The 16617-nt window shown below is 73.9% G+C and carries 16 protein-coding genes; 4 read left to right on the plus strand and 12 right to left on the minus strand.

Annotated elements, in window-relative coordinates:
- Nucleotide 1: 1 nt before the first annotated feature.
- The 8 genes from O7618_RS19495 to O7618_RS19530 form a co-directional block, all read right to left on the minus strand.
- On the minus strand, nt 2-1555 hold the full coding sequence (locus O7618_RS19495) for a glycosyl hydrolase (protein WP_278107544.1): 1554 nt from the start codon (nt 1553-1555) through the stop codon (nt 2-4).
- A 95-nt stretch (nt 1556-1650) separates the two neighbouring features.
- Complete coding sequence (locus O7618_RS19500) at nt 1651-3123, minus strand: hypothetical protein (protein WP_278107545.1); 1473 nt, start codon at nt 3121-3123, stop codon at nt 1651-1653.
- A 145-nt stretch (nt 3124-3268) separates the two neighbouring features.
- Nucleotides 3269-4339, minus strand: a complete 1071-nt coding sequence (locus O7618_RS19505; protein WP_278107546.1) for a hypothetical protein — start codon at nt 4337-4339, stop codon at nt 3269-3271.
- A gap of 258 nt (nt 4340-4597) precedes the next feature.
- Complete coding sequence (locus O7618_RS19510) at nt 4598-4831, minus strand: zinc-ribbon domain-containing protein (protein WP_278107547.1); 234 nt, start codon at nt 4829-4831, stop codon at nt 4598-4600.
- 85 nt (nt 4832-4916) lie between these two features.
- Nucleotides 4917-5744 (minus strand): SRPBCC family protein, encoded by an 828-nt coding sequence (locus tag O7618_RS19515; protein ID WP_278107548.1) that lies wholly within the window; start codon nt 5742-5744, stop codon nt 4917-4919.
- Nucleotides 5737-6297, minus strand: coding sequence for a helix-turn-helix domain-containing protein (locus tag O7618_RS19520; protein WP_278107549.1), 561 nt, complete (start codon nt 6295-6297; stop codon nt 5737-5739). Before O7618_RS19520 ends, O7618_RS19515 begins: the two co-directional genes overlap by 8 nt.
- A gap of 88 nt (nt 6298-6385) precedes the next feature.
- Nucleotides 6386-7729: a class I SAM-dependent methyltransferase gene (locus tag O7618_RS19525; protein WP_278107550.1), complete on the minus strand. Its 1344-nt coding sequence runs from the start codon at nt 7727-7729 to the stop codon at nt 6386-6388.
- Nucleotides 7726-9111, minus strand: a complete 1386-nt coding sequence (locus O7618_RS19530) for an FAD-binding oxidoreductase (protein WP_278107551.1) — start codon at nt 9109-9111, stop codon at nt 7726-7728. Before O7618_RS19530 ends, O7618_RS19525 begins: the two co-directional genes overlap by 4 nt.
- A gap of 93 nt (nt 9112-9204) precedes the next feature.
- Here O7618_RS19530 and O7618_RS19535 point away from each other — a divergent pair, with 93 nt between their 5' ends.
- Genes O7618_RS19535 through O7618_RS19545 form a run of 3 tightly spaced genes read left to right on the plus strand, consistent with a single transcriptional unit; the run spans nt 9205 to nt 10769 of the window.
- Nucleotides 9205-9675, plus strand: a complete 471-nt coding sequence (locus O7618_RS19535; protein ID WP_278107552.1) for a YbaK/EbsC family protein — start codon at nt 9205-9207, stop codon at nt 9673-9675.
- Nucleotides 9676-9715: 40 nt separating this feature from the next.
- Nucleotides 9716-10000 carry a DUF427 domain-containing protein gene (locus tag O7618_RS19540; protein WP_278107553.1) on the plus strand — a complete coding sequence of 95 codons (285 nt, stop codon included), beginning with the start codon at nt 9716-9718 and terminating at the stop codon, nt 9998-10000.
- 58 nt (nt 10001-10058) lie between these two features.
- On the plus strand, nt 10059-10769 hold the full coding sequence (locus O7618_RS19545) for an RICIN domain-containing protein (RefSeq protein ID WP_278107554.1): 711 nt from the start codon (nt 10059-10061) through the stop codon (nt 10767-10769).
- Between the two features lie 4 nt (nt 10770-10773).
- Here O7618_RS19545 and O7618_RS19550 read toward each other — a convergent pair whose 3' ends face one another.
- Nucleotides 10774-12063 (minus strand): MFS transporter, encoded by a 1290-nt coding sequence (locus tag O7618_RS19550; protein ID WP_278107555.1) that lies wholly within the window; start codon nt 12061-12063, stop codon nt 10774-10776.
- A 71-nt stretch (nt 12064-12134) separates the two neighbouring features.
- On the opposite strand from O7618_RS19550, the gene O7618_RS19555 reads away from it, so the two are divergent.
- Nucleotides 12135-13139, plus strand: a complete 1005-nt coding sequence (locus O7618_RS19555) for a helix-turn-helix domain-containing protein (protein ID WP_278107556.1) — start codon at nt 12135-12137, stop codon at nt 13137-13139.
- Here O7618_RS19555 and O7618_RS19560 read toward each other — a convergent pair.
- The 3 genes from O7618_RS19560 to O7618_RS19570 all read right to left on the minus strand — a co-directional run bounded on the left by O7618_RS19560 (nt 13104) and on the right by O7618_RS19570 (nt 16617).
- Nucleotides 13104-13580 carry a hypothetical protein gene (locus tag O7618_RS19560; protein WP_278110074.1) on the minus strand — a complete coding sequence of 159 codons (477 nt, stop codon included), beginning with the start codon at nt 13578-13580 and terminating at the stop codon, nt 13104-13106. The two genes, O7618_RS19555 and O7618_RS19560, sit on opposite strands and share 36 nt — an antisense overlap.
- A gap of 129 nt (nt 13581-13709) precedes the next feature.
- Nucleotides 13710-14261, minus strand: coding sequence for a hypothetical protein (locus tag O7618_RS19565; RefSeq protein ID WP_278107557.1), 552 nt, complete (start codon nt 14259-14261; stop codon nt 13710-13712).
- Between the two features lie 403 nt (nt 14262-14664).
- The gene (locus O7618_RS19570) at nt 14665-16617 is read right to left on the minus strand and encodes a VWA domain-containing protein (protein ID WP_278107558.1); all 1953 of its coding nucleotides are present in this window, start codon (nt 16615-16617) and stop codon (nt 14665-14667) included.

The following is a 16617-nucleotide window of genomic DNA, read 5'->3' on the forward strand; positions in this document are numbered from 1 at the left end:
CTCACTGGACGCTGACGTTGTCCACGTAGATCGCCGAGGTGCCGCTCGCACCGGAGCCCGGCACGAACTGCACGCCGATCTCCCGCACGTCGCCGAGGTTGGCCACACCGGACAGCGACAACGACAGGTTCACCCCGGCCGACGTCACCGCCACCGTGCCGCCGTCGAACCACTGCCAGCCGGCGCCGGTCTTGACGTACAGCTTGGCCTGACTGCCGGCGCCGAAGCTGCCCCACGGCGCGACCCGCGCGGTGGCCCGCAACGTGCCGCGCCCGCTCAGGTTGGTGGTGGCGGTCTTCTTCAGGTACGCCGCCCCGGCGGCCAGGTTGACGTCGGACTTGAGTGAGCGGATGCCCTGCGAGGCCCACTCGGTGACCTGCCACGGCCCGCCGGTGACGCCTGCGCCGGTCCAGCCCTCGGTGCCGGTCTCGAAGCCGTTGAGCAGCGTCCCGCCGGACGGGGGCGGGGTGGTGCCGCCGCCACCCGGCTCGGTCACGGCGCCCAGGTCGACCTCGCCCCGGTTGGCGATCCAGGAGTTGTTGAACAGCGTGCTGCCACCGGAGTTGCGGGCCGGGCCCCAGCCGTCGTTCCAGGCCAGGAAGTAGGAGGTCTTCGGGTAGCTCTGCTGGAACGCGGTGACCCAGCGCCCGTAGTCGAAGGAGCCCTGGCTGTCCGGCCCGATCTCGGCGAACGCGAACGGCTTGCCCAGCCCGACCAGTTCCCTGTACGCGGACTGGATGCCGGAGACCTGCGGGTTGTCGTCGTAGGCGTCCATCCCGACGATGTCGACGTAGGAGCCGCCCGGGTAGTAGGCGGTGCGGTTGCCCCGGCTGAAGTCGGCGGAGTAGACCCAGAGCAGGTTGTCCAGCCCCTTGGTGGTGGTGAGGTAGCCGTACATCTGCTGCCAGACCTGCCGGAACGTGTTGGGGTCGCGGTTGCCCCACCAGAACCAGTCGCCGTTGACCTCGTGGAACGGCCGGAACAGCACCGGCACCCCGGCGTTCTCCAGGTCCTGGAGGCCGGCGGCCATCTTGTCCTGGAGCTGGCGCCAGCGGGCGCCGGCGGCGGTGGACGGGTTGAGCAGGTCGGCGAAGTTGCCCATCGGCGTGTTCAGCCCGCCGCCGTTGGCGTTGGCCGGGCTGGGCAGGTGCACGCTGATGGTGACCAGGCCCCCGTTGGCGGACCAGGACTTCAGCGACGGGTTGCAGGAGTGGTCGACGAGCGCGGTGATGTCGTTGTTGGTCGCCCAGCCGGAGCCGTAGTCACAGCTCAGGATCGCCGGGTACTGGCCGGTGGCGGAGCGCAACTCCTCGGTCTGGGTCAGCGAGAAGCCGCTGTTGCTGTAGCCGCCGAAGAAGCCGGAGGCGATCCGGTTGCTGCTCCGGTTGGGCAGGTGGGCGAGCCAGTTGAGCACGGAGCGGGTGGCGGTGGACGCGTTGGCGTTGACCGGGGAGACGGTGTGCGCCTCGGCCGGGGTGACGACGGAGAGCGCGGTGGCGGCGGCCAGGACGGTGGCGGCGGCGGTCGACGCGAGGCGGAACCTGCTTCGTCGCATGGGGCACCTTTTCGGGTCGGGACGGTGGTGGTGCGGTGCCCACAAGTGCACTACTGAACCGATTAAGTTTCAAGCATGTAAATGAGTTGATACCACTACTCCTCGTGGTGCTGCGGTGGGCCACCGTGCGTCCACGGCGTCTCCTCCGGCGCCGGAAACGCGCCACCCGGCAGGAAGCCGTCCGACAGGCCGGTCAGACAGACCCGCTCCCCCACCTCCGGCACGCTGCCGGCCGGCGCGGACAACCCCCGACCCATCCCGCCGGACAACTCCAGCACCACAGCGGTCTTCCCGTCCGCGCCCGGCGTCACGAACACCACAGTCGCGTTCTGCCCCGGCCGGGCCGGCGAATACAGCGTCGCGCCCACCGGCATCGGCACCGGCTCGGTGGTCACCACCTGGATCCGGGGCCGCAACACCGGCCGCCTACCCGAGTCGTCCACCCGCTTCGGGTCGGCCAGCGTCACCTCACCCACGAACGCCTCCCCGGCCAGCCGGTGCTCCGCCATCACCAGCGGATCGTCGTAGGCCCGCTGCACCGCCCACGCGGTCAGCGCCCGCTCCAGCCGCTGCAACCGCAGCGCCGCCGCGACCGCGCCGTCGCGGCGCGGCTGCGGACCGCCACCGGCGTCCACGTGCTCCGCGAACCCGGTGAACGCGTCCCGGTCACCGGCCCACCGGCCGGCCACCCGCGCGCCGGGCGGCAGCGCCCGGAGCAACCCGACGCCGCGCCACATCAGCTCCCAGGTCGGCGCGAGCTGGTCGCGCAGCAGCCCGCGGAGTTCGTCGTACGCGGCGGCGCGGGCGGCCGGGTCGTCCTCGGCCGCCGCGTACGCCTCGATCGCCGGGGCCAGCCGGTGGTTGTCGAAGTCCGGGTCGGTGGCCGGTCCGGCCGGCGGGCACACCGCCGGATCCTCGGCCCACGCCGCCGCCTCGGCGCCGGTCGACCCCGGCGGCGGATCCAGCCAGCCCAGCACCGCCGGCAGGTGCAGATCCTCCACCGCGCTCTGCCCGGTCGCCCATTGCAGCGTCAACGCGTCGGTCAACGCCAGCAACGCCGACGAGCCGGGCTGCTCGGCCCGCTCCGCGAAGAACGTCAACCAGCGGCCCAGCAGCGGCACCGACGGGTGCACCGGATGGTCGCCGTCCGGGCGGCGGAACCGGGTGGACCGGCCGAACAACCGCAGGAACGTGATCCCGGCCGGGTTCGGCACCAGCAGTTGCGGCGCGTCCACGTAGCGGTGGCGGACGTCGCGGCCCCGGTCCACCGCGACCGCCTCGGTCACCTGACGGAACGAGTCCAGCCAGGGCAGCAGCACACCGGCCAGCTCGGCGGCGAACGCGAACCGCTGGTCCCGGTTGCGCGGCTGCGGCACGACCAGCAGCCGGGCGTCGTCCGGCGCGGACCCGACCAGCGCGGCCAGCGGGGCGTTCGCCTCCCCGGCGAGGGACAGCGGCACCAGCACCAGCGGCCGGTCCGACAGGTGCAGGTGCCGGACCGTGGCCACCGGCTGGGCCCGGCCGGCGGCGACCGCCTGCGCCCGGGCCAACGCGCGCAGCGTGCTCACCGTGACCCCTCGACCCGCCGTCGGAGCCCGGCGGACACGCGACGGTCACCCCACATCCGACCCACCGGCGCGGCACCACCCGACACCGCCCCGGCGGGCACGCGACGGTCACCTGGCGGGGGTCGACGCGCGCTTCGGGGCGTACTCATGCGGGGTCTCCGGTGAGGGCGTCGGCGCGCAGGCGCGCGGCGGCCCGCAGCAACGCGGCGGCCTCCGCCTGCTCCGGCTCCGGGGCGCGCCCGCCCTCGGCGAGCGCCAGCACGTCCGCCACCTCGACCACGCCGCCGAGCGCCTCCCGCACCGGGCGGCCCAGCGCCCCGGTCTGGCCGCGCGCCTCGTGCCGGCAGAAGTAGGCCAGCTCGCAGACGGCCAGGCAGTCCGGCGCGTAGCGGGCCGGCACCCGGCGCAGCGCGGCGGCCAGCGCCGCCGGGTCGGCGGCCGGATCGGCGGTGAAGTCGGCCGGCACGGTCGCCAGCAGGTCGTCGACGCGGGCCATCCGGGCCAGTTGGCGGCGCAGCACCAGCAACTGCTTGCGGACGTCGAGCAGGCTCGCCACCGGCCGGTTGCCGAAGTCGCGCGGACAGACCAGCACCACCTCGTGCGAGACCAGCTCCGGGTCGCGTCCCCCGGCGGCGAGCAGCTCACGCAGCGCCAGCACGTAGACCGCGGACTGGATCGCGGCGGCGGCCACCTTGGCCGGGTCGGCCTGCCCGTCGATCACCGGGAACGACTTGATCTCCACCACGTGGAACCGGCCGGCCAGCCGGGCGGCGACCAGGTCCGGCTCCAGGTGCACCCGCCGGCCGGCCACGTCCAGCCCGAGCAGCGGATGGTCGAACAACGCCGGGCCGTCACCGTCCGCGGTCAACGCCGCGCGGGACCGCTCCGGCCGATCGTCGTCACCACCCAGATCCGTCCAGGTCGCGCCGGGCGGCACCGGTACGCCGAGCCGCTCCGCCACCAGCCGCAGCAGTTCCACCCCGCCGTCCGCCTTGAGCTGCGCCTCGAACGCGTTGCCCCGGCCGATGGCGAACCGGGACTGGCCGAAGCGGGCCGGGAAGCCCAGCCGCTCGGCCAGCGCCGGCTTGTCCGCGCCGGCGCTGTCCAGCACGGCCCGCCGGGTGCATCCGGGATTACCGGTCAGCGCCGCGATGGTGCGGGCGTTGTGCCGCCGCGGCGGCCCCCCACCCCGAATCTCCCCCAGCCGATCTTCCACCCGGTGAAGTGTAAGGAGGGGCCCCTTGTTAACGCCTCCGGTAGAGGAGGGGGCCCCTGTTAACACCTGCGCCACCGGCTCAGCGGCCGGCGGAGCGGTTCCACGGGGAGCGGGGAGACAGCGCTCCCGCCGTCGGGCGGCTACGGCGACGGTGCCGACGGCCGGGCGTGCACGGCGGGCGGGCAGCGGTGTGCACCGGTACGGCGGGCGGGGTGGCCGGCTGCCGCCCGATCAGCCAGCAGAGGAAGCGGGTCACGGTCAGCCGACCGGGAGGCGCTCGGCCTCGGCGCGGGAGATGTCGTACTGGGCGCCGCAGAACGTGCACTGCTGCGCGTAGCGGGTGCGAACCGGGATCAGCGGGATGAAGAAGAGGCTGAACTTGGTGATCCGCCGGGTGATCACCTGGGCCGCCTGGTTCCCGCAGTGGCGGCAGACCTGGTTGACGACGCCGGATCGGTCGACCTTGGTCCGCAGCCCGAAGATGAAGAACATCGCCCGCCATTACCCACCGGCGGCAGGTGTTAAGCGGGGCCCCCTGCTATGCCGAACGCGTTAACAGGGGGCCCCTCCTTACACCTCAGAGCCAGATGGGGTGCCAGGCGGGGAGTTCGTGGAAGCGGCGCAGCTCGGCCAGGCCGGCGACCGTGCCGGTCCAGGCCGCGTACGGGGGGTTGCCCTCGTCGAAGCCGGACTGCACGAACGTCAGCTTCGTCCGGCCGCCGGACTCGGCCAGCTCCCACGTGCTCACGCCGGTGGGTCCCCAGTCGACGGAGAGGGCGCGCCCCGGCGTCACGTCGAGGATCTTGGCCGCGTAGCCGGTCTCGAAGCCGCCCATCGCGTAGCGGCCGCCCGCCCAGGGCTCGATGCCGATCGGGTAGCCGAACCAGGCGCTGGCCTGCTCCGAGTCGGTCAGCGAGGTCCACACCTTGTCGACCGGGGCGTCGATCAGCAGCTCGCCGCGCAGGTCGGCGGAGGTGAAGTCGGTGCGCGGCAGCAACGGCCGGCCCTCCAGGTGGGCGTTGAGGTTGGCGACGCAGAGCGCCCAGTAGGTCTGGAGCACGCCCCGGATGGTGCTGCCGTTCATCGCCTCCTCCAACGAGAAGTGGCTCTGCCGCAGGGTGAGGACGGTGGCGTCGCCGTCGGGCGCCAGCTCGAACTCGGTGGTGGTCTCCACCCCGTCGAGCGTCCAGGCGAAGCGCAGCGACTTGTCGTCGGCGTGCAGCAGCCGTTGGTGCGGCGCGTCGCCCTCGGGCGTGAAGCGGCCCCAGAACTCGTAGCGCCGGGGCAGGTCGACCTCGACGTGCTCGGCCAGCCACACGCGCAGCTCGCCGGGGTCGGTCAGGGCGCGGCGGACGGTCGCCACGTCGGCGGCGAGGCGGGCGCGGACGGTCAGCGGCTCACTCATGGTTGTCGCCTTTCGGGTAGCAGGCCACGGCGAGCTTGAAGGCGTCCCCTTCGGCGCCGCCGTAGCGGGTGAACAGGTCCCGCAGCGTCGACTGCAGGTCGTGCAGGAACTCCTGGCGCCGCTCGGCGGGCACCCGGATCTCGCCGGACACGCCGATCGAGGGCAGTTCGGGGGCGGCCCGGTCCAGCGCGGCGATGTCGGCCTGGACCTCTTCCATCAGGTCGAGCAGGTAGCCGAGGCTCAGCTCGTCGCGCGCCCGGCGCCCGTCGCCGATGCGGCCGACCAGCTTCGGGGAGAGCCAGTAGGAGCGGGCGACGGCCTGGTAGATGCCTTCGGTGATGCCGCGCACCCGCCGGTCGGCGACCTGCTCGGCCAGGCCGGCCGCGACCAGTTGCTTGACGTGGTAGTAGACGCGCTGCGGCGTCTGGTCCAGCCGGGCCGCGACCTCGGTGCAGGTGTGGGGCTCGGCGAGTTGCCGCAGCACCTCGATGCGTTGCGGCTTGAGCAGGGCTTCGGCCTGCTCGCGTTCTTCCAGGTACAGGACGTCTCTCATGGCAAAATCAGTTTGTACGTACAAAACTTCTTTGTCAATAGGATCGACGAGAGGCCGCGCGGTCGGCGCGGCCTCTCGTCGGTACGGGTCAGGGCGTCCAGTCGGGACGCAACGGATAGCCGTTGACCCCCTGCGGGCCGTTCTGGGTGGCCAGCACCTGGTGCAGTTGGATGCCGTTGCGCTCGAACGCCATCCGGGAGCCGGCCATGTAGAGGCCCCACACCCGAGCGGTGCCCGCGCCGACCTCGTTCACGCAGAAGTCCCAGTTGTCGACCAGGTTGCGGCACCAGCCGGCGAGCGTCAGCGCGTAGTGCTGGCGCAGGTTCTCCTCGTGGTGCACCTCGAACCCGGCGTCGTGGATCTCGCTGACCAGTCGCCCGGGGCCGGCCAGCTCGCCGTCCGGGAAGACGTACCTGTCGATGAACGCGCCGGAGCGGTGCGGCGCCCGGTTGTCGGCGCGGGTGATGCAGTGGTTGAGCAGCCGCCCGCCCGGCTTGAGCCGGGACCGCAGCGCGCCGAAGTAGGCCGGGTAGTTGCGCACCCCGATGTGCTCGGTCAGCCCGATCGAGGAGATCGCGTCGAACTGCTCGCGCGGCGCGTCCCGGTAGTCGAGGTGCCGCACCTCGGCCAGGTCGCCCAGCCCCTCCCGCTCGATCGCGGCCCGCGCCCACTCGGCCTGCGCCCGGGACAGCGTCACCCCGAGCGCCTTGACGCCGTACTCCCGGGCCGCGTGCCGGACCATGCCGCCCCAGCCGCAGCCGACGTCCAGCAGCCGCATCCCCGGCTTGAGCGCCAGCTTGCCGGCGACCAGGTCGTACTTGGCCCGCTGCGCCTCCTCCAGCGTGTCGCCCGGGCTGCGGAAGACCGCGCAGGTGTACGTCATGGACGGGCCGAGCACCTTCTCGTAGAAGGCGTTCGACACGTCGTAGTGGTGCGAGATCGCGCTGCTGTCCCGGACCTTCGAGTGGCGCAGCCCGGTCATCACCCGCCGCCAGCGCGGCGCGGCCTCCTGCGGCGGAGGCGGCGGTGGTCGCAGCCGCTCCCAGCCCAGCCCCTTGACCAGGGCCAGCGCGTCGGCGACCGGCGGCATCCGCAGCGGCATCTCGTCCTTGAGCACCCGCAACGCCTCGTAGGGGTCGCCCGGGTGCACGCCGTCCAACCCCAGGTCACCGCTGACGTACGCCCGGGCCATGCCCAGGTCACCCGGCGCGGTGAGCAGGTAGGACAGGCCCCGCTCGGTGCGGATCGAGAGGGTGATCCCGGCGTCGGCCGGGCCCACCGCGCTGCCGTCGTAGCCGGTCACCCGGACCGGCAGGTCCCCGGTGGTGACCGCGCGGATGACGTCCGCCACGGTGGGTCCGGTGCGCCGGCCGCCCGCCGGGGGGCCGGCGGAGGCGCTCGCCGCCCCCGGTGTTCGGTCGGTCAGGCTCATGCTCGGGATACCGCCTTCTCGTACAGTCCGGTGAGTCGGTGATCCGGGTCGTAGCGGTCCTTCACGGCGCGCCAGGTCTCCCCGCCGTAGAGCCGGTCGAACGCGGCCCGGTCGTAGTACGCGTCGGAGTAGAGCGACTTGTGGCCGCCCGACTCCGACACCATGTGCTCGATCCGTCGGTTGACGTCGCCGTCGGCCGCGCCCGCGGTGATCGGCACGCTTCCCCAGAAGCCGATGTTCACATACGTTTCGCCCGGTCGGAGCGGATATAACGGCCAGGCCCGGGCCGATCCCGGACCGGCCGGCTCGCGCAGCCGCAGCGGGCAGAGCCACACCGGATTCATTTTCACGTGCCCCGCGAACCAGCGGAGGAACTCGGGCGTCCGGTCCAGCGGGATCTCCACGTCCTGCACGACCCGCTCGCGCGCCGGGCGGCCCCGCCACCTGTCGACCCGGGCAGCCACCTGATGGCGGTGCTCCAGCCGCACGATCCTGTGATAGACGTCGCTGCGCCGGTAGCGCTGCGGCCAGACCCGCCGGACCAGCGGGTGCTGCACGCCGAACGCCGACGAGCACCAGAACCAGTCGGTGTCCCACCGCCAGAGATAGTCGTACCCGGTGAGCGTGTCCCGTGTGCGGCGGCGCAGCGAGCGGTAGTAGATCTCCTGGCCGGTGTAGTCGGACGGGCGCCCCTCGGCCTCGTCGGTGAACGTGGCGAGCACCAGGTAGGACTCGCCGGGGCTGAACATCACGCCGTCCATGGCGTCGACCGGCTCGCCCGCGAACGCGCCCTTGTCGACCACCTCGCCGATCGCGTCGACGAGCTCCGCCAGCCGGGTGAACCGGATGTTGCGCAGCGCCACCCGCCGGCCCACCGGCTGCAGCTCGATGCGCAGCCGGGTGGCGTAGCCGAGGCTGCCCAGCGAGTTGGGGAACGCCCGGTGCAGGTCGGCGTGCTCGCCCTGGGGCCGGGTGGTGACCAGCTCCCCCGCTCCGGTGAGCACGTCCATCTCCACCACCGACTCGTGCGGCAGGCCGTTGCGGAACGAGGTGGACTCGATGCCCAGCCCGGTCACCGCGCCGCCCAGCGTGATGGTGCGCAACTGCGGCACGACGAGCGGCATCAGCCCGTGCGCAAGCGTCGCGTCGACCAGGTCCTCGTAGGCGCACATGCCCTGCACGTCGGCGGTGCGGCCCGCCGCGTCCACGGCGAGCACCCCGGTCAGCCCGCGCACGTCGAGCCCCGGCGTCCGCGGCGCGGAACGAGGGCGGAACAGGTTCGAGGTCTGCTTGGCCAGCCGCACCGTCTCGCCGGCGGGCACCGCGGCGTAGGACCGCCGGAGGGCGTCCACCGCCCGTTCATGATCACGGACAGCTCGCATGAGATCATTTTACGCCAGGGTACGACAGTTCGTGGGATGTCCACGGTGGCCTTTCGCCGTCCCGTCGGCGACGCGCGGGTTACCGTGACGACCATGGTCAACCCCGCGCTCAGCGCCCTCGACGCCGCCGGACTGCCCTACCGCGTCATCCGGCACGGGGCGGTCGCGAGCCTGTCCGAGGCGGCCGCGGCGCGCGGCGTCGAGGTGCCCGACGTGGTCAAGACGATCGTGGTCCGCCGTGGCGAGGGCGACCACCTGTTCGTGCTCACCCCGGGTGGCCGGGTCGTCTCCTGGCCGAAGCTGCGCGCCCTGCTCGGGGTGAGACGGATGTCCCTGCCCGACGCCGCCGCCGCGAAGGAGGCCACCGGCTACGCGCGCGGCACCATCACGCCGTTCGGGTCCACCACGGCCTGGCCGGTCGTCGCCGACGAGCGGCTGCGCGGCCGGGAGATCACGCTCGGCGCGGGCGAGCCCGGCCTCGCCGTCGCGGTGGACGCCGACACGGCGCTGGCCGCACTCGACGCCACCGTCGCCGACGTCACCGACCCGGAGCCCACCCGCTGACCGGTGGCCGGCGCGCGGCCACCGGCATAGCGTGGAGGGCATGCCGAAAGCAGTCTGGAACGACCTTGTCGTCGCGGAGAGCGACGACACCGTGCTGGTCGAGGGAAACCACTACTTCCCCCGGTCCGCCCTGCGCGACGACCTGATCCGCCCCTCCGACACGCACACGGTGTGCCCGTGGAAGGGCATCGCCTCCTACTACACGCTGGAGCACGACGGCGCCACCAGCGCGGACGCGGTCTGGTACTACCCGGAGCCGAAGCCGGACGCGGAGATGGTCCGCGACCGGGTGGCGTTCTGGAAGGACGTCCGGGTCGTCGACTGAGCCACCGGCCGGCCCTGTCGACTGGCCCTCGGACGCCTCGGTGGGTCAGGATGCCCCCATGGCCGAGGAGCACACCGACCCGCCCGGCACCGTCTACGGCGCCCGCCCCGCCCGTGGCGCCCGGCTGCCCGGGGACCCGCTGATGCGCGTGGCGCTGGGCGTCGGCCTGGTCGGCGTACTCCTGGGGGTCTTCTTCGCCACCGGCGTGCTGGGTGGCGGGGCCGACCGGCAGGTGGTGCCGGCGGCGGCCGCGCCGACCCCGGCGGAGAGCGAGTCGAGCGCGGCCCCGCCGACGACGGAGGCCGCGCCCCCGCCCACGCCGAGCGCCGGGCCGACCACGCCCGCCGCGCCGGTGGCCACCCCGAAGGTGGTCCGGGGCGTGCCGTCCGGGCGCTGCGTCGGCGTCACCGGCGACGAGCCGGAGGGCGCGCGGGCCGCGCTCGCCGACTGCACCGGCGGGCCGGAACAGCAGTGGGTGGTCACGCCGGTCTCCGCCGACACCTACCTGCTGGTCAACGCGGCCAGCGGCAAGTGTCTGGACGTCAACGCCGCCAGCGGCGACGACGGCGCCGCCGTGTTGCAGTGGTCCTGCAACGGTCAGCCCAACCAGCAGTGGAAGCTCAACCCGACCGGCGCCGGCCCGGTGCTCCTGGTCGCCGTGCACAGCGGCAAGTGCGCGCAGGTCCACGACGCCGGCACCGACGCCGGGCGGGAACTCGAACAGGCGCCGTGCACCGGCGCCGCCGAGCAGCAGTGGGCGCTCGGCTGACCGGTCAGCCCCGGTAGCTCCAGGCCCGCCGGCCGACCGGCGCCGGCAGCGCGAACGCCGGCTCCCCGACGCGCCGGCGCAGCAACAGCGAGAGCCCGGCCGCGCCGACCGACAGCGCGCCGGCCACGTACCAGGCCACCGCGTAGTCGCCGAGCCGGTCGCGGACCAGGCCGGCGCCGGTCGCGGCGACCGCGGCGCCCGCCTGGTGCGCGGCGAACACCCAGCCGAAGACCACCGCCCCCGACGCGCCGAACCACTCCCGGCACAACGCCACCGTCGGCGGCACGGTCGCCACCCAGTCCAACCCGTAGAAGACGATGAAGACCAGCATGCTCGGCCGGGCCGCGCCGGCGAAGAGGCTCGGCAGCACCAGCAGCGACGCCCCGCGCAGCGCGTAGTAGGCGCCGAGCAGCAGCCGGGCGTCGACCCGGTCGGTGAGCCAGCCGGAGACGATCGAACCCGCGATGTCGAAGAGCCCCACCACGGCGAGCAGCCCGGCGGCCGTCGTCTCCGGCATCCCGTGGTCGTGCGCGGCCGGCACGAAGTGCGTGCCGACCAGCCCGTTGGTGGTCGCGCCGCAGATCGCGAAGCCGCCCGCGAGCAGCCAGAACGGCCGGGTCCGGGCGGCGGCGGCCAACGCGCCGACCGCGCGGGCCGCCGCACCGCCCTCCGGCCGGACCGGCGGGGCGACAGCGGTAGCGCCGTAGGGCGGCCGGCCCAGGTCCGCCGGGTGCTCGCGCAACAACCACACCACCAGGGGTACGACCGCCAGCGCGGCCCCGGCGACGACGAGCGCCGCCGTGCGCCAGCCGTGGTCGCGCACCAGCACCGCGAGCAGCGGGAGGAACACGAGCTGACCGGCCGCCCCACCGGCGGTGAGCACGCCGGTGACCAGGCCCCGACGCCTCACGAACCAGCGTCCGGTCACCGTCGCCACGAAGGCCAACGCCATCGACCCGGTGCCCAGCCCGACCAGCACGCCCCAACAGAGGACGAGCTGCCAACTCTCGGTCATCGCCACGGTCAGGCCGCTGCCGGCCGCCACCAGCAGCAGCGCGCAGGCGACCACCCGGCGGATCCCGAACCGGTCCATCAGCGCCGCGGCGAACGGGGCGGTGACGCCGTAGAGCAGCAGGTTCACCGAGACGGCGGCGGAGATCGTGGCGAGCGGCCAGCCGAACTCGGCGTGCAGCGGGTGCAGCAGCACCCCGGGGGTGGCGCGGAAGCCGGCCGCGCCGACCAGCGCCACGAAGGCGACCGCGGCGACGAGCCAGGCCGGATGCAGTCTTCTCACCCCGCGAGTCTCGGCCGGCCGGGGGGTGGTGGACGAGTGGCCGGGAAGCCATCGTGCGCAACAATCGGGCCATGGCCGTCGTACCGCACCGCGTCGCGGTGCTCGCCCTGGACGGGGTGGTCGCCCTCGACCTCGGCACCCCGGCCCAGGTCCTCGGCGCCGCCCGCACCGAGGACCGCACCCCGCTCTACGCGGTGACCACCTGCACCGCGGGCGGGCGGCCGGTCCGCAGCACCGCCGGCTTCCAGGTGCTCCCCGACCACGGGCTCGACCTGCTCGACACCGCCGACTCGGTGATCGTCCCCGGCATCCACGCCGGCCCACCGCTCGCCGACGGCACGGTCACCGAGGAGGTGGCGACCGCGCTGCGCGCCGCCCACGACCGGGGCGCCCGGATCATGTCCATCTGCACCGGCGCGTTCGTGCTCGCCGCCGCCGGTCTGCTCGACGGCCGCCCCGCCACCACCCACTGGGCGTACGCGTCCCGCTTCCGCAAGCTGCACCCGGGCGTACGCCTCGACCCCGAGGTGCTCTTCGTCGACGACGGCCGGGTGCTCACCTCGGCCGGGGTGGCCGCCGGCATCGACCTCTGCCTGCACGTGATCCGCACCGACCACGGCAGCGCGGTGGCCAACCGGGCGGCCCGACGCTGCGTCGTGCCGCCGTGGCGCGACGGCGGTCAGGCACAGTACATCGAACGACCGGTGCCCCGGGTCGCGGAGACCGGCACCGCCGCCACCCGGGAGTGGGCCCGGCAGCGCCTGCACGAACCGGTCACGCTGCGCGACCTGGCCGGGCACGCGCGGATGAGTGTCCGCACGTTCACCAGACGCTTCCGTTCCGAGACCGGGCTCAGCCCGGCGCAGTGGCTGCTCCAGCAGCGCACCGAACACGCCCGGGTGCTGCTGGAAACCACCGACCTGAGCGTCGACCGGGTCGCCCGCGATGCCGGCTTCGGCACCACCGCCGCCCTGCGCCAGCACTTCCACACCCGGGTGGGCGTGGCGCCGACGGCCTACCGCCGCACCTTCCGCGCGCCCTCAGGCCAGGTGGGGTTGGCGGCGCAACGCGCGTAGCTGGGTCAGGTGCAGCGGCAGGTGCACCCGCACGTGCAGGTCCAGCGCCCGCCCCCAGGGCAGCGACTCGTCCACGTCCAGGTCGAAGCCCTCCCGCAGCACGGTCTCCACGGGCGTCTCGGCGGCCGGGCCGAGCCGCGCGGCCAGGGCACAGAGCTTCTGACTGGTGCCGCGCAGCAGCGCGGCGAGCCCGTCCAGCCCGCCGCACTCGGAGACGAGCGCGTCGAGCTGCGGCCGGTGGATGGTGTCCACGTCGTAGTAGGCGAACGGCGAGCCGGCCAGCACCGCCTCCGTCGCCTCGCTCATCAACTCGTCGTTGGCGGCGAGGTGCGCGACGATCTGCTCAGCGCTCAGCTCGCCCTCCGGCGGCGGCCCGAACCCGCCCGCGTCCACCTCCGCGAGCAGCTCGTCGTACGCCCGCCGCAGGTCGGCGGCGTCCACCTCGTCCATGCCCGCATCCAACCCCGGCCGCCGCCGGCCGCACCCCGGCTACCCGGCCCGGTTCACCCGTTCCGGGTACGCGGAAAGGCCGGCACCCGTCGTTCGGGTGCCGGCCTTTCGCGATGCTGCTTACCTGGTCCAGTGCTGGGCGACCAGGTCGGTGGCCTGCTTCTCCCACTGGGCGTAGGCGTCCGGGTACGCGCTGACCTGCACGGTCTGGGCGGCCTCGGTCAGCGGCATGTCCTGCCAGCCGTCGACCTGCTTCAGGCCCTTCAGGAACGCCAGGGTGGCGTGCTCGGGGTCGGTGATCTCCTCGGGCGTGCCCCAACCACTGGAGGGGCGCTGCTGGAACAGGCCCAGCGAGTCGTGATCGTTCTTGTCGCCGAGGTGGCCGAGGTTCTCCAGCTTCGACTCCTGCAGGGCGGTGGCGATCGAGACGACCGCGGCGCGCTCGGGCAGGCCGGCCTTCTTCGTCGCCGCGACGATCGCCTTCACGTTCGCGGTCTGCTCGTCGTTCAGGCTGATGCTCGACTGCTCACCCTGCGCGCTCGCGGCGGCCGTGACCGGCGTGGCGGCGTGGGCGGGAGTGTCGGCGTGCGCGGCGATCGGACCGGCGAACACACCACCGGTGAAAGCCAGACCAGCGACACCCAGGATGCTCTTACGCAGGATCGTGTTCATGGTGGGGGCTCCATTCGGGGGTCGACACACCCGCGGGGGCGGGGTGTGGGCACCGTCAGGCGCTCAAAAGATCAGGGGGGTCGGCTGCTCGCGGTGCGGCGCCGGGAGTGTGTGCAACGACCGGCCGGCCACGGTCATTCCCGCGGGGGCGGGGCTGTGGGGCTTGCCTTCCTCGGTCGTTCACCGGGTTACAACGCCCCGCACCCCGCCCCGATTCCACCGCCCGAGTGCCGCCCACCACCCCCGAACCGGACAACACACCCACCCGGGTGGATACCACCCCCGGTCGCGGCGCGGGAGCCGGTCGTGCTCTGGCCGGCCGCCCACCGGTTCGCCCCCGTGCACAGCGGTCGCGCCCACCCGATGGAACGCCATGGGCGCAGCCCGCCCGCGCGTTGTCACCTCAGCGGCGGCCGTGGCGGGCGCGTAGGTAGTCGGAGACCACGTACTCGCCGAGGTCGTCCAGGTCGGGGGTGAACATCCGGCCCTTCGACCGACGGGCCACCGCGTCGACGAACCGGCGCAGCCCCGGGTCGTCACCGAGCATGAACAGGTTGAGCGTGGCGCCGTAGCGGGTCAGCCGGTCCACCTCCCGGATCGTCGCCTCGATCGTCTCCGGCAGCGGCGGCCAGTGGAAGTACGCCTCGCCGTCGTCGGGGTCCAGGTGGGCGGTGGGCTCGCCGTCGGTGACCACGAGCACCACCGGCTCGGCCCCCGGGTGGCGGCGCAGGTGCCGGCCGGCCAGCCGCAACGCGTGCTGGAGGTTGGTGCCCTGTTGCATGTCCGGCTCCGCCGCCGCCAACTCCTGCTGGGTCAGCGGCATCGCCTCCCGACCGAAGCCGACGATCTGCAACGCGTCCTGCGGGAAACGGGTGGCCGTCAGGTGCGACAGGGCCAGCGCGGTCTGCTTCATCGGGCCCCACCGCCCCTGCGAGATCATCGAGTAGGACAGGTCGACGCAGAGCACCACCGCCGCCGACGCCCGCCGCTCGGTCTCCACCACCTCGAAGTCCTCCAGCGCGAGCTGCACCGGCACACCGGTGCCGGCCCGGCGGACGGCGCGGGTGAGCGTGCGCACCACGTCCAGTGGCTGCTCGTCGCCGTACTCCCATTGGCGGGAGCTGCCGCTCACCTCGCCGGCCGCGCCCGCCGTACGCAGGTCGTGCTGGCCGCGCGGGCCGGCGGTCAGGTCGGCGAAGATCCGTCGCAGCGCGGTGCCGGCGAGCCGGCGCAGCGCCTTCGGGCTGAGCGTCAGCCCGTCGGAGTCCCGGCTCACCCAGCCCTGGCGGCGCAGCTCGCGTTCCAGGTCGCGCAGGCGGCGCACGTCGTCGGCGGCGTCGCGGCCCAGCGTCCGGGCCACCGTGTCGACGTCGACGTCGTCCAGGGTGGCGCCGGCCTGGTCCTGGTCGAGGGAGTCGAGCAGCTCGTCGAGTTCGGCGATCTCGTCGAGCGCGCCGGCAGCCTCGCCGTAGCCGAGCGGCTGGTCGCCGCGCACCCGCTCGCCGCGCTGCCAGTTCAGGTCGGGACGCAGCGACCGCAGGTGGTCGTCGAGTTGGGACAGCTCCCCGGCGAGCCGGTCGCCGAGCGACTGGCGCATCAGCCCGGCCAGTTCCTCGCGTTGCCGGTCGGACAGCGACCGCATCAGCCGCTCCCCCGCCGCCGCCCGGCGGGCCAGCACGTCGATCAGCTCCTCGACGTCCCGGGGCTGTTCCGGGAAGAACCGGCCGTGCCGGCGCATGAACTCGGCGAACGCGTCGGTGGTGTCCTCCGCGCGGGCGTGCCGGGCGAGCAGGTCGTTGAGGTCACGCATCATGTCGGCGAGTTGCTGCTGCGCCTCCGGGTCGGCGGCGGCGCGCGCCGCGTCCCGCAGGCCGGTGAAGCGCTGCTCCAGCACCTCGCCGCGCAGCCCGTCCATGATCCGCTGGTAGGTCCGGCGCGCCTCGGCGCTGGTCCAGTCGTACCCCGCCAGCTCGGCCACCGCGCGGGCGGTGGAGCGGGGCAGGTTGTCCAGCACCGCCTCGGCGAACCGGGCGTCGTCGCCGTCGCGCCCGCGCAGCTCGTCGCGTTCGGCCGCGAGCGCCTGGTCGAGCAGGGCGCGGGCCCGGGTGACCGCGCCGTCGAGGTCACCGCGGCGCAACGCCTCCCGGCGCAGCCGGCGGGCCCGGGCGGCCAGGTCGGCCAGACCGCCGCGCCCGTCGGGGCCGCGTCGCAGCAGGTCCCGCAGCGCCTCCCGCAGGCTGCCGCCGTTCAGCACCTCCGCGCCGACCGCGTCCACCGCGGCGCGCACGTCGTACGGCGGGGCGAGCGGATCGGGTCCGCCGCGCCACTGCCCGTACCGGAACCGGTTGCCGGCCAT

This window comes from Micromonospora sp. WMMD980, from assembly GCF_029626035.1.
Classification (GTDB): Bacteria; Actinomycetota; Actinomycetes; order Mycobacteriales; family Micromonosporaceae; genus Micromonospora.

Coding starts and splice junctions, on each gene's coding strand:
- O7618_RS19495 (WP_278107544.1), bottom strand. CDS start 1,555: ATGCGACGAAGCAGGTTCCGCCTCGCGTCGACCGCCGCCGCCACCGTC.
- O7618_RS19510 (WP_278107547.1), bottom strand. CDS start 4,831: ATGTTCTTCATCTTCGGGCTGCGGACCAAGGTCGACCGATCCGGCGTC.
- O7618_RS19515 (WP_278107548.1), bottom strand. CDS start 5,744: ATGAGTGAGCCGCTGACCGTCCGCGCCCGCCTCGCCGCCGACGTGGCG.
- O7618_RS19520 (WP_278107549.1), bottom strand. CDS start 6,297: ATGAGAGACGTCCTGTACCTGGAAGAACGCGAGCAGGCCGAAGCCCTG.
- O7618_RS19525 (WP_278107550.1), bottom strand. CDS start 7,729: ATGAGCCTGACCGACCGAACACCGGGGGCGGCGAGCGCCTCCGCCGGC.
- O7618_RS19530 (WP_278107551.1), bottom strand. CDS start 9,111: ATGCGAGCTGTCCGTGATCATGAACGGGCGGTGGACGCCCTCCGGCGG.
- O7618_RS19535 (WP_278107552.1), top strand. CDS start 9,205: ATGGTCAACCCCGCGCTCAGCGCCCTCGACGCCGCCGGACTGCCCTAC.
- O7618_RS19540 (WP_278107553.1), top strand. CDS start 9,716: ATGCCGAAAGCAGTCTGGAACGACCTTGTCGTCGCGGAGAGCGACGAC.
- O7618_RS19545 (WP_278107554.1), top strand. CDS start 10,059: ATGGCCGAGGAGCACACCGACCCGCCCGGCACCGTCTACGGCGCCCGC.
- O7618_RS19555 (WP_278107556.1), top strand. CDS start 12,135: ATGGCCGTCGTACCGCACCGCGTCGCGGTGCTCGCCCTGGACGGGGTG.
- O7618_RS19565 (WP_278107557.1), bottom strand. CDS start 14,261: ATGAACACGATCCTGCGTAAGAGCATCCTGGGTGTCGCTGGTCTGGCT.
- O7618_RS19570 (WP_278107558.1), bottom strand. CDS start 16,617: ATGGCCGGCAACCGGTTCCGGTACGGGCAGTGGCGCGGCGGACCCGAT.